Source organism: Lacinutrix algicola, assembly GCF_001418085.1.
In the GTDB taxonomy this organism is placed as follows: domain Bacteria; phylum Bacteroidota; class Bacteroidia; order Flavobacteriales; family Flavobacteriaceae; genus Lacinutrix; species Lacinutrix algicola.
On the sequence record NZ_LIQH01000034.1, the window covers coordinates 22,459 to 45,993 of the forward strand.

Genomic DNA, 23,535 nt, shown 5'->3' on the forward strand with positions numbered 1-23,535 from the left:
TTTATTAATTTGGCTGTGCTTCTTTAAATAGGTTTGTGATAGAATTTCTTCTTTATTAAAAACATCGCCTTTTATCTACATAACAAAGTTATTTTTTGTGCTTTATCTCGAAAAAATGTGCTTTATATGTTCATCAGTTTTTACTTATCATTTACCTAATAAAAATTAACAATCACATAACTTTAAGTACTAGTTATTTAAGTACTTAAATGTATATTTACAATCCTGTTTTTTAACAAAAAATTTCCATATGACTAAAAACTACGCCCTAAGTTTAATAACCTTTTTATGTTCAATCTTGACTGGTTATGCGCAAGTATTCGATAATGATTGCTCTTCCTTAACGCCAGCAACTTGGACATTTAATAGTATCACCCAATCTGTAGGTTATTGGCTTTTGGATAATAATGCAGATTATGTAACAAGTGAAATTTTTGGCGCTTACGATAACTTATCGTTAGTTTCAAATTTAAGATCTTTTGGTAGCGGAACAAACCCTGAGTGTACTATTGAAATATCAACTGATGGTGGTACAACGTGGTCAGGTGCTAGCACAACTTATAGCTCACTTCCTAATAGTTATATGGATTACACATTTAATATTGGCACTTTAAGTGGTACAAGCAACAAAATTAGATGGAAACGTACTAATGGTACTAAAGGTTTAAGAATAAATACTATTACTTTAACAGGAGACACCATTTCTCTAGCAGGCCCAAACATCTCAACAAACCCAACAACACTTACAGAATTAGATTATGTAGTTGGTAGTGGTCCATCTACTGAACAAAGTTTTGATATAACTGGTACTTTATTAACAGCAGGAATAGATATAAATGCACCATCTAACTTTGAAATTGCTTCATCTGCAGCTGGCCCTTATAGCAATACTGTTAATATAACCGCTTTAAATGCAAATAGCACTAATACTATTTATGTAAGATTAATAGCTGGTTTGTCTGTAGCTCCTTATTCAGGAACTATTACTATGACTAACGCTACTTCAGGCATTTCTACCACACCAACAGTAGATGTAAGTGGAGATGTTGCAGCCGTGCCTGTAGTTCCTCAAATTGTAATAACTGAATTTGCAGGTAAAGGATATGGAGCGAATTTTAATGATGAATATATTGAAATAGGAAATTTTGGTTCAGCAAGTGTAGATTTAACAGGATGGACTTTAGAATATTACGAAGGAGGCTTAGAAGAAACAGTTGTGTTATCAGGCACATTAGCTCCTAATAGTGCATATGTAATTGCTGCTAGAAGTTCTCATACTGGTGCAATATCACCAGACATAGTAGCATCTTTTAGTATGAATAATGGAGCTTATGCAATACTAAAGGAAGGAACAACCGTAAGAGATGAAGCAGGTTCAAGCTCGGATAAATTTAATGACGATAATAATTATGAATTTATTGATTGCCCAAATGATAATAAACCAACAGGTAACTGGGATAATTTAGTAACAGGAAATGGAACACCTGGTGTTATTAATTGTAATACACCACAACCAGAAATTAACATACAAGGAAACGCAACAGATATTCCAACAGGAAATACAGCAATAAACACAGTAGACGATACAGACTTTGGTAACGTACTAATAACAGGAAGCACAAATGCTAATGTTTTTACAATACAAAACACAGGCGATTTAGCACTAAACATTTCAACCATTACATCAAATTTAGGCGATTTTATTATTAGTGGAGCTCCCACTGTTATTACAGCTAACTCAAGCGAGACTTTTACAGTAACATTTGATCCCTCTACAAATGGCACACAAACAGCTACAATAACTATTGTTAATGATGATGCAAATGAATCTACTTATACATTTAATGTTGAAGGAAACGGTACTGATATTCCAAATATAATTTTAGACTCAGAAAACCCTGCAGTTCCTGCAACAAATATAATGGCAGATTCTGGTGTTAACAACACTGTTATATACGCTTTTAATTTAGCAGTAAGTAACTTTGATGCAGAACTAACTGGTTTTAATTTTGTTATTTCTGGTACAGCTGCAAATACAGATTTCTCAAACTTTGCTGCATACTATTCTGCAGATGCAACATTTACAATAGGTACAGATACATTTTTAGACAACATAACTACAACTATAATAACGGGCACACAAACCTTTTCTGGCTTTTCTCAAACGATAGCAAATGGTAGTACTGGCTATATTTTTATAACAGCAAATTTACCTTGTGGAGGAACAAACGACACCATTACTGTAGACGCTATTACAACTAATGATTTAACGTTTACAACTGGAACAGTTACAGGAACAGCATATGCAAGTAGTACACATACTATTACAGGATTAGCACCTAATAATGTAACAGCTTTAACAACCTCAAACTGTCAAAGTGGTAGTGTAGACTTATCTTGGACAGATGCTGCTGGATGTGAGGATAACTATATAGTTGTAGCCTCTACAAGTATATTAACAACTGCTCCTTCTGGAAATGATAGCACCTATACTGCCAATACAGTTTATGGGTCTGGCACACCTTACGACTCTGGTTATGTAGTATATAAAGGCACAGGATTAAATACTAGTGTTACAGGCTTAACAAATGGAACACTATATTATTATACCGTTTTTACAAGAAATGGTAATAGCTGGAGTTCTGGAGTGAATGTTAATTGTACGCCTAATATGATTTATTGTGATGCAGGACCTACATCCAATAGTGACTCAGAAATAGAAAATGTTGTGTTAAATGGAGAGAACAACAACATAACCAATAATACAGAAAATGACTGTACTGGTTCTACAGGCGGTTTTGTAAATGATTTCACAAATCAAAGTGCAGATTTAAATGTAGGTGACACTTATACTTTAATTGTAGAGTTTGGTGATTGTAATAATGGCACACAATATGATGGTTCTGGTGGTGTTTGGATAGATTGGAATAACGATGGAGATTTTAATGATTTAAATGAAGAAATAGGAGTTCTGCCAGTTGCTGTTAATGGAGGAAATATTACTGAAAACTTTACAATAAACGTACCAGTTTCACAACCAATTGGAAGTTACAGAATGAGAATTGTTCAGGAAGAAGGAGCTTCTGCAACTGCATCTCCATGCGGCACATTTTCTTGGGGCTCAGTAGAAGACTACACCATAGAAGTGATAGATTCTTGCACACCAACACACACTTTCACTTCCATGCTACCCACAAGTGGTCCAGTAGAAACAGAAATTACGGTAACAGGTACTGGGTTTACTACTAGCACAACAGCTAGTTTTGATGGTGTAAGTGCCATAGTAGATTTCGTAAATGCAACAACGTTAATTGTACATGTACCATCAGGCACAGAAACAAATACAATTACACTTACAGAAGCAGCTTGTAATCTTCAAACAGGGATATTTACAGTTATAGAAGGAGCAGGATCATGCGTTACTTCTGCAGGTTCATTTTCTGATATAATCATTTCCGAAGTTTATGATTCAAATAATAATAATGCGTGGTACATGGAACTATATAACCCAACAGGAGCTACTATAGATTTAGCTGCAGATAACTATGAGTTAGAACGATTTGGTGATTATACAGATACTATTCCTAGTAGAACAGTTGATCTAACAGGTTCAATTGCAGCTTACAGTCTTTATGTTTTAAAATTAGGAGATGATGGAAATCCTTGTTCTACAATAATTTTTGATTATATAGAAGAAGCTCAAGGAATAAATGAAGCAGATAAAATAGTGTTAACAAAAGGAGGTAATGTACTAGATGTTGTACATACGCCTAATGAAAAAGGATATTCAATATTAAGAGACCCAACTTCAACAGGTCCATCATCGTCGTTTACTGCCTCAGATTGGACTACAGATTCTTTAGAGTATTGTTCACATCTTGGAATAGGACCAGAAATATTAGCTTCTTCTCCATCAATATCATCCATTTTAGATGCAAGCGACTGTTCTATTATAGATCTCTCAATTACAGCAACAGAAGGTGATACAGATACCACAGGAGATTTAACTTACCAATGGTATTTTAATGATGCCGTGAATAATACATGGACATCAATTACAAGTGTATTACCTGTAGGATATACAATTTTAGGGGAAAATGGAGATAACCTATTAATTGAAGGAGATGCTAATTCTATAACTAGCTTATACAACTACCAATTTTATTGTGAAGTTACTGAAGCTGGCACTTGTACAGATGTAAGTAATGCAGATCGTGTTACTAACAGCGCAACAACCACATGGTCTAGTGGATCTTGGAGTAATGGAGCACCAGATATTAATACTCAAGCCATATTAAATGACGACTATAATACAGATACTAGTTTTCAAAATGCAGGATTTATTGCTTGTAGTTTAATAGTAAATACAGGAGCAACACTTACAGTTAATAACAATAGAACTATTGAGATTGAAAATAATGTAACAAATAATGGGCAAATATTAGTTGAAACTAATGGCTCTTTTGTACAAAACAATGATGCTGCGACCTTTACTAATAGTATTAATGATAATTCTAAAGTAACTAAAAAAACAGCCACACTTAATGCTTGGTATGAGTACACGTATTGGAGTTCTCCTGTTGTTGGAGAACAAATTCAAGATGTATTATCATTAACAAATCCAGATAGAAGGTTCTGGTATAATGCTGCTAATTATAGGGATTCTACTAAGGAAGAAAATAATAATAACGCTACTTTATCTGGTCAAGACGATGTAGATGATAATGGAAATGATTGGCAATATGCAACTGCCTCAAGCGCCTTACAACCAGGAGTTGGTTATGCAGCAACTTTATCTCCAACAGCGTATAATGCTTTTCCAAATTCACAGTTCGATCATATTTTTGAAGGCCCTTTTAATAATGGAGTTATTACTGTTCCTGTTTATAGAAATACTGATGAAACAGATGATTTTAATAATAATTTTATTGGCAATCCTTATCCTTCGGCAATATCTTTTGATGCTTTTATGGATGAAAATGGCTACACGGCTGCTAATACAAGTGGCACTTTAGATGGCACAGTTTACCTTTGGTCGCATGCTACTACGCCTTCTGGAACTACTAATGGAAATTCGAATCTTAATTTTGAAACCTCAGATTATGCTCAAATTAATTATACTGGTGGAATTGCAGGTGGTGATAATAATAACGATGGTGTAATAACAGAGGCAGATGAGCCTGACAAATACATACCTTCTGGACAAGGCATATTTGTAAACTATCACGATTCTGGTGCTATCAATACCACTTTTACTAATACAAATGAAAATAACGATGTTATTGCACAAGGCACAGTTACCTTTAGAAACTCTATGAGAGTGTCTGGTAATAATTCACAGTTTTTTAAGTCTTCTAATATGCCTCTTGAAGATAATAAACTATGGTTATTATTAACATCAGACAATGGAATAGGTACTCAAGTTCTTATTGGTTATGTTGAAGGAGCAACTAATAGCTTTGATGGTGGACGTTTTGATTCTACTAGAAGAATAACCTCTGAAACAGCAGCTCTTTTCTATACAACTGGTGAAAATAGTAATACAAAATACGCAATACAAGGTAGAGCGATAGAGAGCCTAACTCTAGATGAAGTAATTCCTTTAGGAGTTTTTACTAGTATAGATGTTCCTACAATTTACAATATTTCAATTTCTCACTTTCAAGGTGTATTTTTAAATAATAATACTATTTACTTAAAAGACAATCTACTTAGTATAACGCATGATTTAACTATTAACGATTATGCTTTTACTTCTGAAGTTGGAGATTTCTCAGATAGATTTGAGATTGTATTTACTAACAACACTTTAAGCACATATAATTTTGAAGCTACCACTAATAACATCTCTATTATTGAGCTTCAAAATAACAATATAAGATTCTCTTATAATGGAAATGCTACAATTAAATCTGTAAAAATATTAGACGTATTAGGTCGTGAGATTTATAATTTCCGCGGAAGCGAAAATACAGAGATTTATAATTTATCAAATATAAGTAGCTCTGTTTATATTGCTAAAATTGAATTGTCCAATGGTAAGATACTAACTAAAAAAGCATTAAAGAAATAACCTTTATTACTGATAAATTAAAAGCTCCAATTATGGAGCTTTTTTTATAAACTATATTTTAGTGCAATTATTAAATTTCTCCCTGAAGCTGAAATTCCAGAAGAATACGCTCTATAACGTTGGTCTGTAATATTCTCTAAACTTGCTGTAATACTGGTAGATTTATTAAGCTGGTATTGCGTTCTAAAATTTAAAGTGTACCAAGAAGGTGAATATGGGTTTCCATCACCATCTAAAGCATATAAATAATCTTTTTCCCGCTCTGAAGGCGCTAATTGATTAAACGATAATGTATTATTATAATTAACAAAAGCATCTACTTTTAAGGCCTTGTTTTCCCATACTAAATGTGTATTCCCAAAATTAGGAGACACGTGTCTTACAGGCACTTCTACTCCATCGGTTTCTTCTGTTCCGCCAATAACGTTGTATTGAGAAGTAAGTTTAAATGTATCGCTAAAATTAATTTTGGCTCCAATTTCAAAACCATAAATCCAAGATTTTGATGCATTTTGAATAGACTGCACATTACTTAATTCTCCATTGTAAAAAATCTCTGTCTCACCATTTAAGTCTCCATCTCTACGCACTAAAGCATTATCTAAATAGGTATAATACGTTGCGGTATCTAGAATAAAAACATTATCGAAATTTAAGGTTAAACCTAATTCTCCACCATAGGCATATTCTGGGCTTAAATTATTATTTGGCACAACAACAGAACCTGGCTCAGAATCGAATACTTTACCAATATCGTCTATATTTGGCGCTCTAAATGCTGAAGAAAAATTAAGTTTCCATTGCAAGGTTTTGTTAGGAAACCAACTTACACCTGCAGTACTTGTTAAAGCACTTGAGTTATTATTTGCTTCGGTAAATGGTAGGTTAAGAAATATATTGTTTTTAGTAAAATCTGCATTAGAGGTTACGTTGTTATAACGCAAACCTGTTTGAAATACAACTTTAGTATTTGGCTTATACTTTAAACTAGCATACACAGCTGCAGATTGCCATGTTGAACCATCTGGATAACGCGTAACCGTTGGCTGATTAGTATTGGTTACAATATTTTCTTCGACTGCCACAGAATTTACAGTATTATGAATATACTCTACACCATAAAAAAGTGCTGTTCTATCTGTTAAACGTTTCTCTAAATCTAGATTAAATGAAAAGGCATCTACAGCTTCCTCCTTTACGTTTCTTGTATTTGATTGAAAATCTCTATCTACTCTACTTTCTTGAAAATTTTGATAAGCTACTGTTGCTTTAATTTTATCGTAAAGATTAGAGTTACTGCTTAATTTTGTTACATTTAAGTTAGTCATGAACCATTTTTGAGGTCCGTAATACCACTCTGCAGAACGCAAGCTTTCACCTCTATAACGAATTAACCTGTCGTACCGTGGTGTGTTTGAAGTCTCTGTATAGAAAAGACCAAAATCGAAAGTTAAATTCTCTTGAGCTTCATACCTTGCTTTTTGCATGATATTAAATTGATTATAACCAGAAAATTTTTGAATATTAGGGTTACTATTTTCTACAATAACATCTTCATTATTACTTGTAACAACATATTCTGGCCTTAAATAATCTTCTGGCCCATGGCTTCCCATTCTTAAATCTCCAAAATCTGTATAACTACCACTAGTTATAAATACCCATTTTTTAAAACCATAGTTTACATCTAAATGTGCAGTTTTTTCTTCGCTTGCAGAAGCGTACCTTAATACTGCATTCGTTTTAATATAAGTAGAATCTGTAAAAGATACTTTTGGTGTTTTAGTATAAAAACTCATAACACCACCTATAGCATCACTACCATATATTACATTTCCTGCTCCTAAAGAAACTTCTGTGGACTGAATAGAAAATGGATCTATAGATATAACATTTTGTATGTTTCCTCCTCTAAAAATAGCGTTATTCATTCTAACACCATCTACTGTTATGAGCAGTCTGTTGGTAGAAAAACCTCTAATCATTGGACTACCACCTCCTAATTGGCTTTTTTGAATATAAACTTGACCTGTAGCCTTTAAAAGATCGGCACTAGTTTGTGGGTTTGCGAAAGCAATTTCCGATGCGCTAACACTAGATATTTTTTTAGGTATATCTCTTTTACTTTCTTTAAATTTAGATGCTGAAATTACAATCTCCTCTAATCCTTGAGCAGTAGGATTAAGCAAGACTGTTGCATTAGCAATCAATATTTTTTTAATTGAAAATAATTTAAACGATAAATGTTTAAAATACACAATTTCTGAAGCCTTGAAAACATCTAAACTAGCTTTTCCGTCAAAATCTGTTACAACACTTTTCGACTTTGTTTTATTATAAATTGCTACACCTATAATTGGCTCTTGTGTTTCTTTATTTACAACAGTAATGTCTTGTGCCATTGCGAAAGCACTAATACAAAAAGCAAGAAAGGATACCAATAAATGCTTTTTATTTTCAACTAAATACTTCATTAAATATTTGCAGTGATTTTGGTTTTTTAAAACTCCCTAAATGTAATTCAAAATATACTAAAATGAGGTTTAAAAAAGATTGTCTTTGTTTGGCGTTTATTTTCACCTTTTCTAAAGCATCAAATGTTGTGCCTAACAACTGTTTTAGGAGTGTTAAATTTTCGTTCGAAATGGAGTACTTGTTTAATTGTTCATCTTGAAACTTCCCTGCTTCTAAATTAAAATATGGTGCATCTATTTTTGAAACATCGGGATAAAAGCCTAAATGCTTTGTAAGATTTAATAAGAATAATAAATGAAAATTAGAAAAACTTCCTTGTTCATCTAACCATTGTAATGCGGCTTCTAGATAATTAAACAAAGTGTCATTTTGCTCTTCTTCTTGAAGTGAACTTGAAAGTACCTCGGCTAAAAACATAACAATTGCACTCTTTAAAACATTAGTGTGTAAACTAGAATAAAGATGATTAATTTTTACTTCCTTTATATACTGAAGCCCTCTTGAGGGTTTAAAATCTGTTTCTAACTTTAGTTGTGTTAGCAATTGATAATATGCAACTTTTGATCCTTTTTTAGATTTTAAAACACCTCTTAATAAATAACTTACTATACCTTCTTTTTGAGTATAGCATTTAATTATTAAATCGTTATCGCGATACTTAATCTTTGAAAGTACAATTGCATTTGTAGATAACAGCATTATCTCACAATCATTAGTTTAAGCACTTTTGTTTCGAATGAATCTAAATCTGAAAGCATAACCAAATATACTCCAGTTGCTACCGTTCTACCAGACATGTTTTTTCCATTCCAAAGCGCAGTACCTCCATCTATTTCGAGGTTGTAACCACGAAACTTTGTGTTTGTTCTTGTCTCTGCTTCGGTTACTAAATTACCTTCAATATCTGTAATTTTTATGTTTACGTTTCCTGTAATTCCTTTAATTTTAATTTTTTTGTCATTAATATTAAAATTTGGTCTAACTGGATTTGGATAAACATAAGCTTCTTCAAGAGTACTATCTGGGACAGAAGTTTCACTATTAAAAGCTACCATACCTTGATCTGTTGCTATATAAACTAAACCATTAATATCATCTATTTCTATATCTAACACATCGTTAGTAGGCAGTGGAGAATTATCCTTTGTAAAGTGATAGATTGTTTCTTGACCATCACTAGACATATAATAAGCACCTGTATCTAAAGTCGCTATCCATTTATTATTAGCGCCATCAACTTCTATGTCTGTTACATATTGCTGGAAAAATAGCTCTCTAGGTGTGCCATCGTCTATAATAATAATCTCAGAAGGCTCATAATCCGGATCCTCAAAAAATTCATCTGTATTATAAATTACTCTAATACCTTTATATGTACCAAACCAAAGTTGATTTTGCTTATCTAAAACAACAGAAGTAATACCTGTAGATGGCACATTAGCCTCTTCTCTATAAATATTTTTTACTATAGGATTGCCGTTATTCTCCTTAAAACCTATTAAACCATAGTTATGGCTCCCAATAAAAACATTATTATTAGTATCGAATTCTATAGAGGAAAAACCTAAATTACTTGTTGCAGGATCGATAACATCTAGTAAACTATAGGAGTTCCAAACACCATTTGAAAACCTATTTAAAGCAAAATTTACTCTACCATTCATTACCCATAAATCTCCAAAAGGATCGTAATTACTAGCTAGTGGAAGATGGAAACTCCCTGCAAAAGGCACTATTGTACTGTTGTTTTGATTATACAATGTCAATCCTTCTGATGTTCTTTCTATAAGCCCTCTATAGTATGAACTAAAATAAACTTCTTCTGAATTAAAAGGGTTAATAGATAAATAAGATAAGTACCATGGATTTGTACTAATGGTAGTAAGCGAATCGTAAGAAATGTTTTGCCATTCATTTTCTACTAAGTGACTAATACCACTTTTAGCGGTACCTCCACTTAAATTATAAGTAATAGAGTGCCCACCATGTACAGCCCAAAGCTGATTAGATTGGTATCCAATTTGAAAAAACTTATTAGAAAGAGGACTTTCTGGATGTATTTCTTGAAAAGCTTCAGTATTACTAATTTCAGTTTTAAGAATACCAAAACCTGATTTACCAAGACTTTCTTGATTTTTAGTTCCAATAAAGATTTCATCTTCTAAAGAAACTTCGGCAGAAGAAAATTTGGTGTTAAATTCATCATTTGGAACTACTATAGCAATTTCAACAAATGGATCTACACTATAAACATGAACCTCGTCTAACGTAGTAACTACTAATTTACCTTCGGAATCCCTAATATCTTGAATTAACGCACTATAATCTTCAATTAACACTATGTTATCTGCAACAATCTCATACAATATAGTATTATTTTTAGCGACAAAAAGTTTACTATTAGAAGATTGGATGCCTACCCAATTTCCATTTGAAAAAGAAACCCATTGTTGATAATCTATTAAGTTTGCATTGTCTACATCAGCTTTAAAAATAGCCATTTCTGTAGCAGCATAAATATTACCTTCGAAAACTGTTGTTTGATTTACTACAATTTGAGAACCATTTGCTCCAATAAAATAAGTGTCTCCAAATTCTAAATTATTTATATCATATAAAGAGATACCATAATTAGTAGAAATATATGCATATCCATTATGGATATTAAAATGATTAATCCTCTTACTAACTGAAGGTATTGTTGGTTTTTCTAAAATATCTACAACAGTTTTAACCTCTTGGCTAGACTCTATATATATTTGAATTAATCCATTTTCAAAACCAATAAGTAACAATCCTGTTTCTTCAGCATAATGAATATTTGAAATGGTCTCACCAGATAATCCATTAATAGTAGATAATTTTTGTATTTCGTTAGATTGCTTATCGTAAATAAAAATAGCATTTTCTGCAGCACCAAAAACCTTAAAACTTCCTTGCGACACATCTTTAATATCTAAATAAGAAAAATGCCCAACCCAAGACTCTACAAAGTCTTGCCCAATTACCAATTGAGAAAGCACTAGAAATATTAATGTTAAAACTAATTTAATTTGGCGCATTTAAAAAAACTTTGTGAGTACTAATAATAAAAACCAAAAATACTATATTTTATTGTATTTTGGGCCTTGTTAATTTTTATGATACTCGATGCTATTTAGTAGTCCAATTTTTTTATTTGTTTTTCTACCCTTATGCTTATTTGTTTATTATCTATCTCCTAAAAAGTTTAAAAATTTCATACTACTTTTCTTCAGTCTCTCTTTCTATACTTGGGGAGAACAAGAATTAGTTGCTTTAATATTAATCTCTGCAATTATTGATTATTCTTGTGGAATTATAATAAGTAAAGGCCTAAGAAAATTAGGATTAACACTATCAATTGTATTTAATTTATCCATTCTTTTCTATTTTAAGTACTCGAATTTTGTTTACACGAATCTTACATCTTTATTTGAGATATATGATGTAACTTCTAAAAATGCTCAATACTTTTCTAGTATTATTTTACCTATAGGTATTAGTTTTTACACTTTTCAAACAATGTCTTATACAATAGATGTTTACAAAGGAAATGTAAAGGCTAACAAAAACTTTATAGATTTTGTAACCTACGTCACTCTGTTTCCACAATTAATAGCCGGTCCAATTGTTAGATACTCGCAAATTGAAAAAGAATTAAACCACAGAAAGACTTCTATTAATCAGTTTTCTGAAGGTATAGAACGTTTTATTATAGGTTTAGCAAAAAAAGTAATAATTGCAAACAACACTGCTTTTTTAGTAGATGGTATTTTTAGTCTACCAGTTTCAGAAATGTCTTCTTTGTTAGGATGGATAGGTGTTTTTGCATTTGGAGTTCAAATTTACTATGATTTTTCTGGATATTCAGATATGGCAATCGGTTTAGGAAAAATGTTTGGTTTTAACTTTCCAGAAAACTTTAAGTATCCATATACAGCACAATCTATTCAAGAGTTCTGGAAAAGATGGCATATTACTTTATCTACTTGGTTTAGAGATTATATTTATATTCCTTTAGGTTTAAAAAGCAGTTCTAAATCCTATCGAATGCTTATACTAATGTTTGTTTTCTTTTTAACAGGATTCTGGCATGGTGCTAATTGGAATTTTATAGTTTGGGGATTAATACACGGTCTGTTTATAATATTCGAGCGTTTTGGTTTAATAAAAGCGTTGAAGAGAGTGCACATTTCACTTACACATGTTTATGCCATGTTTGTAATTTTTGTTACTTTTCCTTTCTTTAGATGCTCTAGTATTACAGAGGCGTTTAAATATATAATGAATCTATTTACTTTCTCTACTCCTACTAATTTTGATTATTTAAATTTTTATTTGTCGAAAGAAATTATTGTTTGCCTACTTATAGGATTTATATTTTTCTTTCCTGTATACCATAAAATAGGATCTTATTTAAAACCTTTTAATAATCAATATAAGTTAAGTTATTTCAAGATTATTGGATTATTTAGTATCTATATATTATGTTTCATATACATATCGAAAGGCAATTATAGCCCATTTATTTATTTCAATTTCTAGCTATGAAACAAAAAAATATCAAAAATAAGAACGTTGTAATATTTACAATTATCGGTTTTTTAGTCCTTACATTAATTCCAAATGTTTTGATGCTTTCTGGCTTAGAAAAAAAATCTAAATTCTCTAAAACTGTTCACTATCCTGAAATAAATATAAAAGCACCTGCAAGAACAATTTCTAAAATAAAATCTTATTATTTAGATAACTACGGTCTTAAAAACACATTTATAAACGCTTACATCGATTTAAAAAAAAACACACTACACGAAGATCCAATTCCTTACAGAGTTGTAGAAGGTCATAATCAATGGTTCTTTTTAGGCAACTTCAATAATAAAGTTTTAGATAATTCTTTTGGAATGAATAAATATTCTGATATTGACTTATACCAAATGAAACAAAACATCTTAGATTTAAAAACCTATTTAAAAAGTATAGGTGTAGATTTCTACTGTGTTGTAATTCCAGACAAGAGCACTGTTTACAAAGAAAAACTACCTTATAAATTAACAGATAGAAAAACACCTCTTTCTCAATTTTTATCAATAATAAAACCAGAAGACAGTCTAAACATGGTCGATTTAAGACAAACATTAACCAAGCACAAAGACTCGACTACTCTCTACCATAAAACAGATACCCATTGGAATCATGCTGGTGCTTATTTAGCCTATGTTGATGTTATTAAACATTTAAAAAAAACAGATAAGCAAATAGAAGCAATTCCTTTACATCGCCTTAAAAAAAGAGAAGACTCTATACATGGAGATATTATAAGAATGTTAAATACTAATACTAAAGAAAAAATGACTCGATATGAAAAAAGTGAGTCTTCATTAGTAGAGAATATAGAAACCAATGATGCCTCAATCCATTTTATCAATAATAAAAAAGAGCTAAAACTATTAATGTACAGAGACTCTTATTCTAATTATTGGATAGATTATTTTAATGAAAGCTTTAATGAAACTGTTTACTATAGATATAATAGTGGTGTAATTAAAAAAAGAAATCTTATTAAAGCACAAACAGATGTTTTTATTCTAGAAGTTGGCGAACGCCATTTTGATATATTATTAAAAAACCTGAAACTAATTAATTAGCTTCAGGTTTTAATTTATCTTTTGTAAAAAACAACAACTACACTACACCTTGAGCTAACATAGCGTCTGCTACTTTAACAAAGCCTGCAATATTTGCACCTTTTACGTAATCTACACTACCGTCTTTTGCTGTACCGTATTTAACGCAAGATTCATGAATATCATTCATAATCTGGTTAAGCTTAGCATCCACCTCTTCTCTTGTCCAATTATATCTTAAAGAGTTTTGGCTCATTTCTAAACCAGAAGTTGCAACACCACCAGCATTAGATGCTTTTCCTGGAGCAAATAACACTTTTGCTTTTTGTAAAACTTCAATAGCCTCTGGAGTAGTAGGCATATTTGCACCTTCTGCAACAGCAATAACATTGTTTTTAACTAAAGCTTCCGCTTCTTCTTTATTTAATTCATTTTGTGTTGCACATGGCATAGCCACATCACAGTCAACACTCCATGGTCTTTCTCCTGCAAAGAATTTAGCTGAAGAATATGTATCTACATACTCGCTAATTCTTCCACGTCTTTCGTTCTTCAATTCCATAATAAATGCTAATTTTTCAGCATCTATTCCGTTTTCATCATATATGTATCCAGATGAATCCGACATTGTAACAACTTTACCACCTAATTCTGTTGCTTTTTCACAGGCATACTGAGCAACATTTCCTGATCCAGAAATAACTACAGTTTTACCTTTGAAAGAATCGTTTTTAGTTGCAAGCATATTTTTTGCAAAATATACACAACCATAACCTGTTGCTTCTGGTCTAATTAAAGAACCGCCGTAGCTTATTCCTTTTCCTGTTAATATTCCTGTGAATTCGTTTGCTAATCGTTTGTATTGTCCAAACATGTAACCAATTTCACGTCCACCAACTCCAATATCTCCAGCAGGAACATCTGTATTTGCTCCAATATGGCGAAATAACTCAGACATGAATGATTGACAAAAACGCATTACTTCGTTATCACTTTTTCCTTTAGGATTGAAATCACTTCCTCCTTTTCCTCCACCCATAGGTAAAGTTGTAAGAGAGTTTTTAAATACTTGTTCAAAACCTAAAAACTTAAGAATACTTAAGTTTACAGAAGGATGAAAACGTAAACCTCCTTTATATGGTCCTATTGCAGAATTAAATTCTACTCTAAAAGCTCTATTTACCTGAGTATTTCCTTTATCATCGATCCAAGGCACTCTAAATATTATAGTGCGCTCAGGTTCTACCATACGCTCTAATAACATTTTTCCTTGATACTTAGGATTCTCTTCAATAAATGGGATTACAGTTTCTGCAACCTCATGAACAGCTTGTAAAAATTCTGGCTCTTGACCATTTTTTTCTTTTACTAAATCTAAAAATGCTTGAATTTTATTTTCCATCTAACTGGCTAATTATGTTTTTAATAATAGAGATACTTGATTTATAAGACAAAGATACATTATCTTTAAAAAAGATGCTTATTTTTTTTCTTTTTCGCAACCTATAAATTTTATTCTATTTTTTTTTGTTGCATTTTATCTATAATACTTGTTTGTTTATCGTCTTTTCATATATTTGTTTGTTTAATGCCTCTAAATCTTGGACATAACCATGCTTAATTCAAAACAACTAGCGAAGCTAATTATCATTATCCTTACTGCTCAAACTTCTTTTGCGCAGCTAGGTTTCTCTCATGAAATAGGTGTAATTACTGGACCCGTAGCCTTTAAATCGGATTATGGGTTAAGAAGTGAATTTGAAACAAATGCAGGGAACACAGGGTTTGGTATTGGAATAGTGCATTATATAAACTTTGCTTACCAAGCAAGTTGTAACTGTTATACAACAGACAATTATTTTAATGATCACTTTAAATTAAGAACCGAAATTTCTTATAATAAAACAAAACTTAAACATTTTGGAGAATTTGTAGACCCAGCAAAAACCAGTTTGAGTGCACAGAGACTGAGAGGCCAAGAAGGTGAAGCAAACAATTTTGATATTGGAATGCAAATTGAATACTTTCCTTTAAGTATACGTTCTTTTCAAGCTTTCGCTTATAAATTAGCTCCTTTTGTTAGTTTTGGTGCTCATTATGTGTCTTTTAACCCAAAAGTTAGCTCTACTTACACTGGCCCAGGAAATACTTATTACACACCATGGTTTGTAAATCAAAACTCTAAACCCATAGATGTTAGCGGCGGCAGTACTTGGTCTGTAGTTTCTAGTATTGGAGCACGTTACAAACTAAGTACATCATCAGATTTAATGATCGATCTTAGAGGTCAATATTATTTTAACGACTTAATTGATGGTTTAGATCATGATTTAGTTTACAACAAAAATAATGATTGGCTAGTATGGCTTAACTTCGGATATATTTATTATTTAGATTAACCAATAATAAAATTTCATAAAAAAAGCTCAGTTTTAAACTGAGTTCTTTTTTTATGCGTTAAAGTAAATATTATCCTAACGCCTGCTTTAAGTCATTTATTAAATCTTCTTCATCCTCAATACCAATACTTAATCTAATTAAAGAATCTACAACTCCTATTTTCTCGCGTTCAGCTTTTGGAATACTTGCATGCGTCATACTTGCAGGATGTCCTGCTAACGACTCTACTCCTCCTAATGATTCAGCTAATGTGAAAATTTTTAAACTCTCAACCACTTTTATAGCTTCTTCATAATTATTTCCTTTTGTATTAAACGAAAGCATACCACCAAAATCTTTCATTTGAGCTTTTGCAATATCATAATTAGGGTGGTTTTTAAAACCTGGCCAATATACACTTTCAACTTTTGGGTGAGATACTAAATACTCGGCTATAGCCTTTCCATTCTCACAGTGACGCTGCATTCTAACGTGTAATGTTTTAATTCCGCGTAGCGCTAGGAACGCATCTTGTGGACCACAAATAGCACCACTTGCATTTTGTATAAAATATAACCTATCTGCTAAATCTTTATCCTTCACTATTAAAGCTCCCATTACCAAATCGCTATGTCCACCAATATATTTTGTTGCAGAATGCATAACAATATCTGCACCCAAATCTAAAGGTTGCTGTAAATAAGGCGTTGCAAAAGTATTATCAACAGCCAACAAGACATTGTGCTTTTTTGCAATTGTAGCAGCAACATTAATATCAATAATATTTAACATTGGGTTTGTGGGTGTTTCTACCCAAATTAGTTTTGTATTACTATTTATATAATTTTCAATATTTGCAGCATTTTCCATGCCTACAAAATGAAATTTAATGCCAAAACCTTCAAAAATAGAAGTAAACAAACGGTAGGTTCCACCATACAAATCGTTAGTAGAAACAACCTCATCTCCAGGTTTTAATAATTTCATTACAGCATCTATAGCTGCTAAACCAGAACCAAAAGCCAGACCAAATTCTCCATTCTCTATACTTGCAAAAGCATTTTCCAAAGCATGCCTTGTAGGATTATGAGATCTAGAATACGCATAACCTTTATGTCCTCCAGGTGTTGTTTGCGCATAGGTAGATGTTTGATAGATTGGCGGCATTACTGCTCCATATGCTTTATCTGGATGTTGTTTACCGTGAATGGTTTTTGTATTGAATTTCATGTGTTTTATCTTTTTCGTTTTTAAATCGTAATAACCTTAATTAACAAGACTTTAATTGTTAAAATCTCAATAAGGTTAATTGATAAAAACGGATTTTACTTCATCTAAAAAACAACTTTCAGTTTTCTTTTGATTACAACAAAAATAGCCTTTAATTCGTTGTATATAAATTGCATTAAAACCTTTTATCAATGTTTCATAACTCTTCCTTCAGATTAATAAAAATTTTTAGTCTAATCATTATCTCGAGTATCTGTTTTTCTTGTAAAGATGACGTTGTCCTAAATTTTACTGACACTTCTATTATAGACGAAGGAGAAACAACTATAGAAATAAACATCCCAAAAGCCGAAGGTAAAACTGAAGCTGCGAAACAAATTAATGCAACTCTTACAAATTTCGTGAATTCGGCACTAAATATTGAAGCTGTTTCTGAAACAAAAACAAGCACTCAAGAAAGCATTGAAGGTTTTAAAAAAGCATATATCGATTTTAAAACACAAATAGGAAAAACACTATACACCAATTTACCTTCTTGGGAAGTTTTAGTAGATGGTGAAATAATTTATCAAAACGAAACTTTAGTTTCTGTAGCTATGAACTCTAGTATTAATACTGGAGGAGCGCATAGCAATTTGATATTCAAATTTTACAATTTTGATGCTAAAACAGGTCTACAACTAGAAACTAAAGATTTAATAAATGATGTATCTTCATTTACAATATTAGCAAAAAAGTATTACGACAAAGAGTTACTTTCGGCAAACAACGATCGTATTGAAGCTTTTGAAACAGACACTTTTAACCTGCCAGAAAACTTAGGTTTTAGCGAAGACGGTGTGATTGTTTTTTACGACACCTTTAATTCTTCTTCTAATAATATAATAGAATTTACAATTCCTTATACTGTTGCTAACAACTATTTAAACTTTTAAAGCACGTAGCATTGCTAAAATATAACCAGCATGCATACCTTCGTGAATAAGAGCAAACTGTATCGCTTGGTTTACATTTGTTAATGTATTTCCAGTAGTAGACAATGTGTATTCATTAAAGGTACTAAAGACTTTAGAACTAAAATCTGCCTTTGTGTGTTCTATTGTAGAATACGCTAAAACTTTCAACTCATCAACCTCTTCTTGTGTAGCATTACCGTCTGGTGTAGTTCCTTTTTTATATTTTTCAATTAACGCTTCGCTTACATTTGGTTTTAACCCAGAAAGTTTATAAACCAAAATCTGCTCAGTTACTATACTGTGTCCTATATTCCAGATAATATTATTATTAAATCCATTTGGTATAGCATTAAGTTGTGCTAGTGACAATTCTTCTAAATAGGCTTTAAAAAAACCTCTAGTTTTTGCAAATACATCGAAAGTAAAATCCATAGTTCAAATTTTTTATAAATATAGTAGAATCTACTTTAAATGATTTTAATTTGTACTACTAAAATTATTGAGATGACTAATAAAGTATATTATTTAAAATCTTGCAGTACATGTATTCGCATACTAAAAGAGCTTGATTTACCAGAAAACGTAGTGCTTCAAAATATAAAAACTGAAGTTATTACCGAAGCTCAAATAGAAGAAATGAAGGAACTCGCAGGTAGTTACGAAGCTCTCTTTAGCAAAAGAGCAACACTTTACAAACAACGCGATTTAAAGAACAAAAACTTAACAGAAACGGATTACAGAAATCTAATTCTTGAACATTATACTTTTTTAAGCCGACCTGTTTTTATTTTAAACAATAAGATTTATATAGGTAACTCTAAGCAAAATGTTGAGGCTGTAAAAAATGCTTTAAATGATTAACATGTGTCCATTAAAAAACAAAACACATGAAAACTAGATATTGGGCACTAATTGCGGCATTTATAGTTCAGTTACTTTATGGTTTAAACTTCACGTTTGCCAAAGATGTTATAGCTGGTGGCTATATGAAACCTTTTGGTTTTATATTAGTTCGTATTACTGGAGCAACTGCTTTATTTTGGATGTTCAGTTTTTTAGGTCCTAAAGAAAAAATTGATCGCAAGGATTATTTAACCTTCTTTTGCGCTGCTATTTTTGGTGTTACAATAAACATGCTTACCTTTTTTAAAGGATTAGAGTTTACAACGCCTATTCACGCTTCGGTAATTATGATAACGACACCCATAATTGTGTTAGTATTATCTACTTTTTACCTAAAAGAACGCCTTACTCTTTTAAAAATTATAGGTGTAATATTAGGTTTCTCTGGAGCATTAGTGCTAAGCATTTATGGAAAATCGAACTTAGAAGGTGACAACGTGTTACTAGGTAATTTACTGGTTTTTATTAATGCTGTTTCATATAGTATCTATATTATAATTATAAAAAAATTAACCTATAAATACCATCCATTTACATTTATTCGTTGGTTGTTTTTGTTTGGATTAATTATGGTAATTCCGTTTGGATACAGCGAATTAGTTGCTACACAATTCTCAACCTTTACACCTTATATTATATTCTCGGTACTATTTGTAGTTGTTGGTGCAACATTTGGAACTTACTTATTAAATCCTTTGGCATTAAAACACCTAAAAGCATCAACCGTAAGTACATTTATGTACATACAACCGGTAATAGCTGGTATTTTTGCAATTACAATGGGAAGCGATAGTGTAACTTCTGTAAAACTAATAGCCTCCGCATTAATATTTGGAGGCGTATATTTAGTTACAAAAAAACCAAAAGTAAAATTAGAGCGTTAAATTTTTTGGCGCTCTACCATTTACTCTTGTATCTTCTTTAGTTAAAATTTTATAGTTTTTAGATTTTGGAAACGCATCTGCTAAATCCATAAGAACTTGTGGCAAATTGGTCATTTTTCTTGCTTTTAAATCTATCCAAGCTCCAAACATTTCGCAAAAAGCAATGTTCTCACCCTTATGATTATAAAAATTATGATCAAATTTAAAAAACGTACCATCTTCACTCAATCCCGAAACTTCTAAAGAAACAGTAATAGGTTGTCCCATAAATGCTTCTTTAAAATAATGCATATGCTCGTAAAAAACTACTGGCCCAATATTATGTATTGCTAGCTCTTTCATAGTAAAACCGTGCTCCATTAAAAAAGCCATTCTAGTATGACTCATAAAATTTGTGTAAGCAGAATTAGCTAAATGCCTATTAGCATCAACATCACTCCAACGTATTTCAAACTGTTTTTTGTACATATTTATATAGATTTTGAAATACAAAAATACTATTTTCTAAGGATTCTGTTTTCATTACCTTTGCACATCTTTATAAATTATTTTATGATACATTCAATGACAGGTTATGGTAAATCTGTATTACAATTACCAACAAAAAAAATTACAATTGAGCTAAAATCGCTTAATAGCAAAAATCTAGATTTGAATGCTAGAATGCCCTCTATTTACAGAGAAAAAGAGCTTTACTTGCGTAAGTTAATGGCAAAAGAGTTAGATCGTGGAAAAATAGATTTCTCTATTTATGTTGAAGCTACTGCTGAAGACACCTCGACTAAAATTAATACTCCAGTTGTAAAACAATATATACAGCAACTTAAAAATGTAGTTGATGGTAATGAAATTGAACTTCTTAAAATGGCTGTTCGTTTTCCAGATGCCTTAAATACTGAACGCGAAGAGATAGACAATACAGAATGGGCTAAAATTGAAACTGAAATTAAAGTTGCAATTGCTGCTATTAAAGAATATCGTTTAAATGAAGGTGAAGTTCTAGAAAGCGATTTTAAAAACCGCGTAACAACTATAGAAAACTTATTAGACCAAGTAATCGCTATAGACCCAGAACGTGTTGAAGGTGTGCGTGAGCGTTTAAAGAAAGGTGTAGAAGACCTTAGAGAAAAGTACGATGAAAACCGTTTTGAACAAGAATTGGTTTACTACATAGAAAAATTCGATATTACAGAAGAGAAAGTACGCTTAAAAAACCATTTAAATTATTTTATTGAAACTCTTAATTCTGATGATTCTAATGGAAAAAAATTAGCGTTTATTGGACAAGAAATGGGAAGAGAAATTAACACCATTGGTTCTAAAAGTAATTATGCTCCAATGCAGCAGTTAGTTGTACAAATGAAAGACGAATTAGAGAAAATTAAAGAACAATTATTAAACGTTCTATAGTCAATATAATTGACATTTAATTTTATCGTTTGGTCGCGCTTAGTCAAGACCTTTTTTTAATATTTTAAGAATACCCAAGTGAATAAAGACACAACTAAACAAGGCAAATTAATTGTATTTTCTGCGCCTTCTGGATCTGGAAAAACAACAATTGTTAGACACTTACTAAAGCAAGAAGCATTAAATTTAGCATTTTCTATTTCTGCTACTTCTCGCGAAAAACGAGGCACAGAGGTTCATGCAGAAGATTACTACTTCTTATCTGCAAACGATTTTAAACAACATATTAAAGACGACGATTTTCTAGAATGGGAAGAAGTCTATAGAGATAACTTTTATGGTACTTTAAAAACAGAAGTTGAACGTCTATGGGCTTTAGGTAAAAATGTTATTTTCGATATTGATGTTTCTGGTGGTCTACGTATTAAACGTAAGTTTCCAGAACAAACTTTAGCCGTCTTTGTAAAACCGCCAAGTATAGACGAGTTAAAAATTAGGCTTAAAAAAAGAAAAACAGAAAGCGACGATAAAATAAATATGCGTGTAGCGAAAGCTAGTGCAGAACTTGCTACTGCTCCACTTTTTGATGTTATTATTGAAAACGACCATTTAGAAAAAGCATTACAAGATGCAGAAAACCTTGTTGGGCATTTTTTAACAACTGAAAATAAAAAATAAACTAGTATCACTTCGAGTGATTTTTAAGCAACGAGAAAATTGTATCAAGAAGTAATTTTAAAAAAACCTCGATAAAAAATCAATTTCACTCAAACTGATAAATAATATTAAATTGAAATGAATATAGGTCTCTATTTTGGCTCTTTTAATCCAATCCATATTGGGCATTTAATTATTGCAAATCAATTAGTAGAGAATAGCGATTTAGACCAAATTTGGTTTGTAGTTACACCACATAATCCTTTTAAAAAGAAGAGTTCTTTATTAGATAATTTTCAACGTTTGGAAATGGTACATCTTGCTACTAAAGATTATGATAAGCTAAAAGAAAGTAATATTGAGTTTAATTTACCACAACCAAACTACACTATAAATACACTTACCTATTTACAAGAAAAACATCCAAACTATCAGTTTTCTTTAATTATGGGAGAAGATAATTTAAAGAGTTTCCATAAATGGAAAAACTACGAGATTATTTTAGAGAACCATAATATTTATGTGTATCCAAGAATTTCTAAAGGTGCTGTAGACACTCAGTTTACTGGACATGAAAAAATTCATAAAGTGGATGCTCCTATCATGGAAATTTCTTCAACCTTAATTAGAAATGCTATTAAAGAAGGTAAAAACATTAAGCCACTATTACCAAAAAACGTTTGGGAGTATTTAGACTTAATGAATTTTTATAGATAGCAGTTACTCTTATTACAGTTTGTAATTATACTAAAATCTGTTTTTCTAAGAAAAAACGGTTTCAAAACTCGAAATAAATTCTTACAAACAGAAAAAATTACGGTTTTTACCGTAATACAAATAGACTAAAAAGCTGTTTTTTCGATGAAATACACGAAATCATTAAAAATAATTTTGTGAACACTCTTTCTTTATTCTAATTT

17 protein-coding genes are annotated in these 23,535 nt (G+C 31.3%); 10 read left to right on the plus strand and 7 right to left on the minus strand.

Annotation, left to right across the window (positions count from 1 at the left end):
• Positions 1-250: 250 nt before the first annotated feature.
• Positions 251-6,073, plus strand: coding sequence for a choice-of-anchor D domain-containing protein (locus ASC41_RS07765; protein ID WP_083477167.1), 5,823 nt, complete (start codon positions 251-253; stop codon positions 6,071-6,073).
• 44 nt (positions 6,074-6,117) lie between these two features.
• Here the strand turns inward: ASC41_RS07765 and ASC41_RS07770 are convergent, their stop codons facing one another.
• The 3 genes from ASC41_RS07770 to porZ are packed head-to-tail and all read right to left on the minus strand — an operon-like array spanning position 6,118 to position 11,610.
• Positions 6,118-8,547 carry a TonB-dependent receptor gene (locus ASC41_RS07770; protein WP_055436075.1) on the minus strand — a complete coding sequence of 810 codons (2,430 nt, stop codon included), beginning with the start codon at positions 8,545-8,547 and terminating at the stop codon, positions 6,118-6,120.
• Positions 8,531-9,247 carry a DNA repair protein RecO gene (recO, locus tag ASC41_RS07775; protein ID WP_055436076.1) on the minus strand — a complete coding sequence of 239 codons (717 nt, stop codon included), beginning with the start codon at positions 9,245-9,247 and terminating at the stop codon, positions 8,531-8,533. The genes ASC41_RS07770 and recO overlap by 17 nt, the downstream gene beginning before the upstream one ends.
• Positions 9,247-11,610, minus strand: coding sequence for a type IX secretion system anionic LPS delivery protein PorZ (porZ, locus tag ASC41_RS07780; protein ID WP_055436077.1), 2,364 nt, complete (start codon positions 11,608-11,610; stop codon positions 9,247-9,249). The genes recO and porZ overlap by 1 nt, the downstream gene beginning before the upstream one ends.
• Before the next feature lie 88 nt (positions 11,611-11,698).
• On the opposite strand from porZ, the gene ASC41_RS07785 reads away from it, so the two are divergent.
• Together ASC41_RS07785 and ASC41_RS07790 are read left to right on the plus strand one after the other, a co-directional pair.
• On the plus strand, positions 11,699-13,114 hold the full coding sequence (locus ASC41_RS07785; RefSeq protein ID WP_055436078.1) for an MBOAT family O-acyltransferase: 1,416 nt from the start codon (positions 11,699-11,701) through the stop codon (positions 13,112-13,114).
• 2 nt (positions 13,115-13,116) lie between these two features.
• A complete protein-coding gene (locus ASC41_RS07790) occupies positions 13,117-14,217 on the plus strand; it encodes an alginate O-acetyltransferase AlgX-related protein (protein WP_055436079.1) in 1,101 nt (366 codons plus the stop codon).
• Positions 14,218-14,254: 37 nt separating this feature from the next.
• Here ASC41_RS07790 and gdhA read toward each other — a convergent pair whose 3' ends face one another.
• Positions 14,255-15,598 carry an NADP-specific glutamate dehydrogenase gene (gene gdhA, locus ASC41_RS07795; protein ID WP_055436080.1) on the minus strand — a complete coding sequence of 448 codons (1,344 nt, stop codon included), beginning with the start codon at positions 15,596-15,598 and terminating at the stop codon, positions 14,255-14,257.
• A 211-nt stretch (positions 15,599-15,809) separates the two neighbouring features.
• Between gdhA and ASC41_RS07800 the strand changes: the two genes are divergently transcribed.
• The gene (locus ASC41_RS07800) at positions 15,810-16,595 is read left to right on the plus strand and encodes a THC0290_0291 family protein (RefSeq protein WP_055436081.1); all 786 of its coding nucleotides are present in this window, start codon (positions 15,810-15,812) and stop codon (positions 16,593-16,595) included.
• Positions 16,596-16,665: 70 nt separating this feature from the next.
• Here ASC41_RS07800 and ASC41_RS07805 read toward each other — a convergent pair whose 3' ends face one another.
• On the minus strand, positions 16,666-17,814 hold the full coding sequence (locus ASC41_RS07805; protein ID WP_262494961.1) for a cystathionine gamma-synthase: 1,149 nt from the start codon (positions 17,812-17,814) through the stop codon (positions 16,666-16,668).
• A gap of 182 nt (positions 17,815-17,996) precedes the next feature.
• On the opposite strand from ASC41_RS07805, the gene ASC41_RS07810 reads away from it, so the two are divergent.
• Entirely contained in the window at positions 17,997-18,740 is a 744-nt protein-coding gene (locus ASC41_RS07810) for a PdaC/SigV domain-containing protein (protein WP_055436083.1), read from the plus strand.
• On the opposite strand, the gene ASC41_RS07815 is transcribed toward ASC41_RS07810, so the two are convergent.
• On the minus strand, positions 18,729-19,193 hold the full coding sequence (locus tag ASC41_RS07815; RefSeq protein ID WP_055436084.1) for a DinB family protein: 465 nt from the start codon (positions 19,191-19,193) through the stop codon (positions 18,729-18,731). The two genes, ASC41_RS07810 and ASC41_RS07815, sit on opposite strands and share 12 nt — an antisense overlap.
• Before the next feature lie 72 nt (positions 19,194-19,265).
• Here ASC41_RS07815 and ASC41_RS07820 point away from each other — a divergent pair, with 72 nt between their 5' ends.
• Entirely contained in the window at positions 19,266-19,622 is a 357-nt protein-coding gene (locus ASC41_RS07820) for an arsenate reductase family protein (protein WP_055436085.1), read from the plus strand.
• A 26-nt stretch (positions 19,623-19,648) separates the two neighbouring features.
• Positions 19,649-20,548: a DMT family transporter gene (locus ASC41_RS07825; RefSeq protein ID WP_055436086.1), complete on the plus strand. Its 900-nt coding sequence runs from the start codon at positions 19,649-19,651 to the stop codon at positions 20,546-20,548.
• Here ASC41_RS07825 and ASC41_RS07830 read toward each other — a convergent pair.
• Positions 20,537-21,016 carry an acyl-CoA thioesterase gene (locus ASC41_RS07830; protein ID WP_055436087.1) on the minus strand — a complete coding sequence of 160 codons (480 nt, stop codon included), beginning with the start codon at positions 21,014-21,016 and terminating at the stop codon, positions 20,537-20,539. The two genes, ASC41_RS07825 and ASC41_RS07830, sit on opposite strands and share 12 nt — an antisense overlap.
• A gap of 84 nt (positions 21,017-21,100) precedes the next feature.
• On the opposite strand from ASC41_RS07830, the gene ASC41_RS07835 reads away from it, so the two are divergent.
• The 3 genes from ASC41_RS07835 (at position 21,101) to nadD (ending at position 23,332) form a co-directional block, all read left to right on the plus strand.
• Positions 21,101-21,958 carry a YicC/YloC family endoribonuclease gene (locus ASC41_RS07835; RefSeq protein ID WP_055436088.1) on the plus strand — a complete coding sequence of 286 codons (858 nt, stop codon included), beginning with the start codon at positions 21,101-21,103 and terminating at the stop codon, positions 21,956-21,958.
• Positions 21,959-22,036: 78 nt separating this feature from the next.
• Positions 22,037-22,636, plus strand: coding sequence for a guanylate kinase (gmk, locus tag ASC41_RS07840; protein WP_055436089.1), 600 nt, complete (start codon positions 22,037-22,039; stop codon positions 22,634-22,636).
• Positions 22,637-22,753: 117 nt separating this feature from the next.
• On the plus strand, positions 22,754-23,332 hold the full coding sequence (gene nadD, locus ASC41_RS07845) for a nicotinate (nicotinamide) nucleotide adenylyltransferase (RefSeq protein ID WP_055436090.1): 579 nt from the start codon (positions 22,754-22,756) through the stop codon (positions 23,330-23,332).
• Positions 23,333-23,535: the final 203 nt, after the last annotated feature.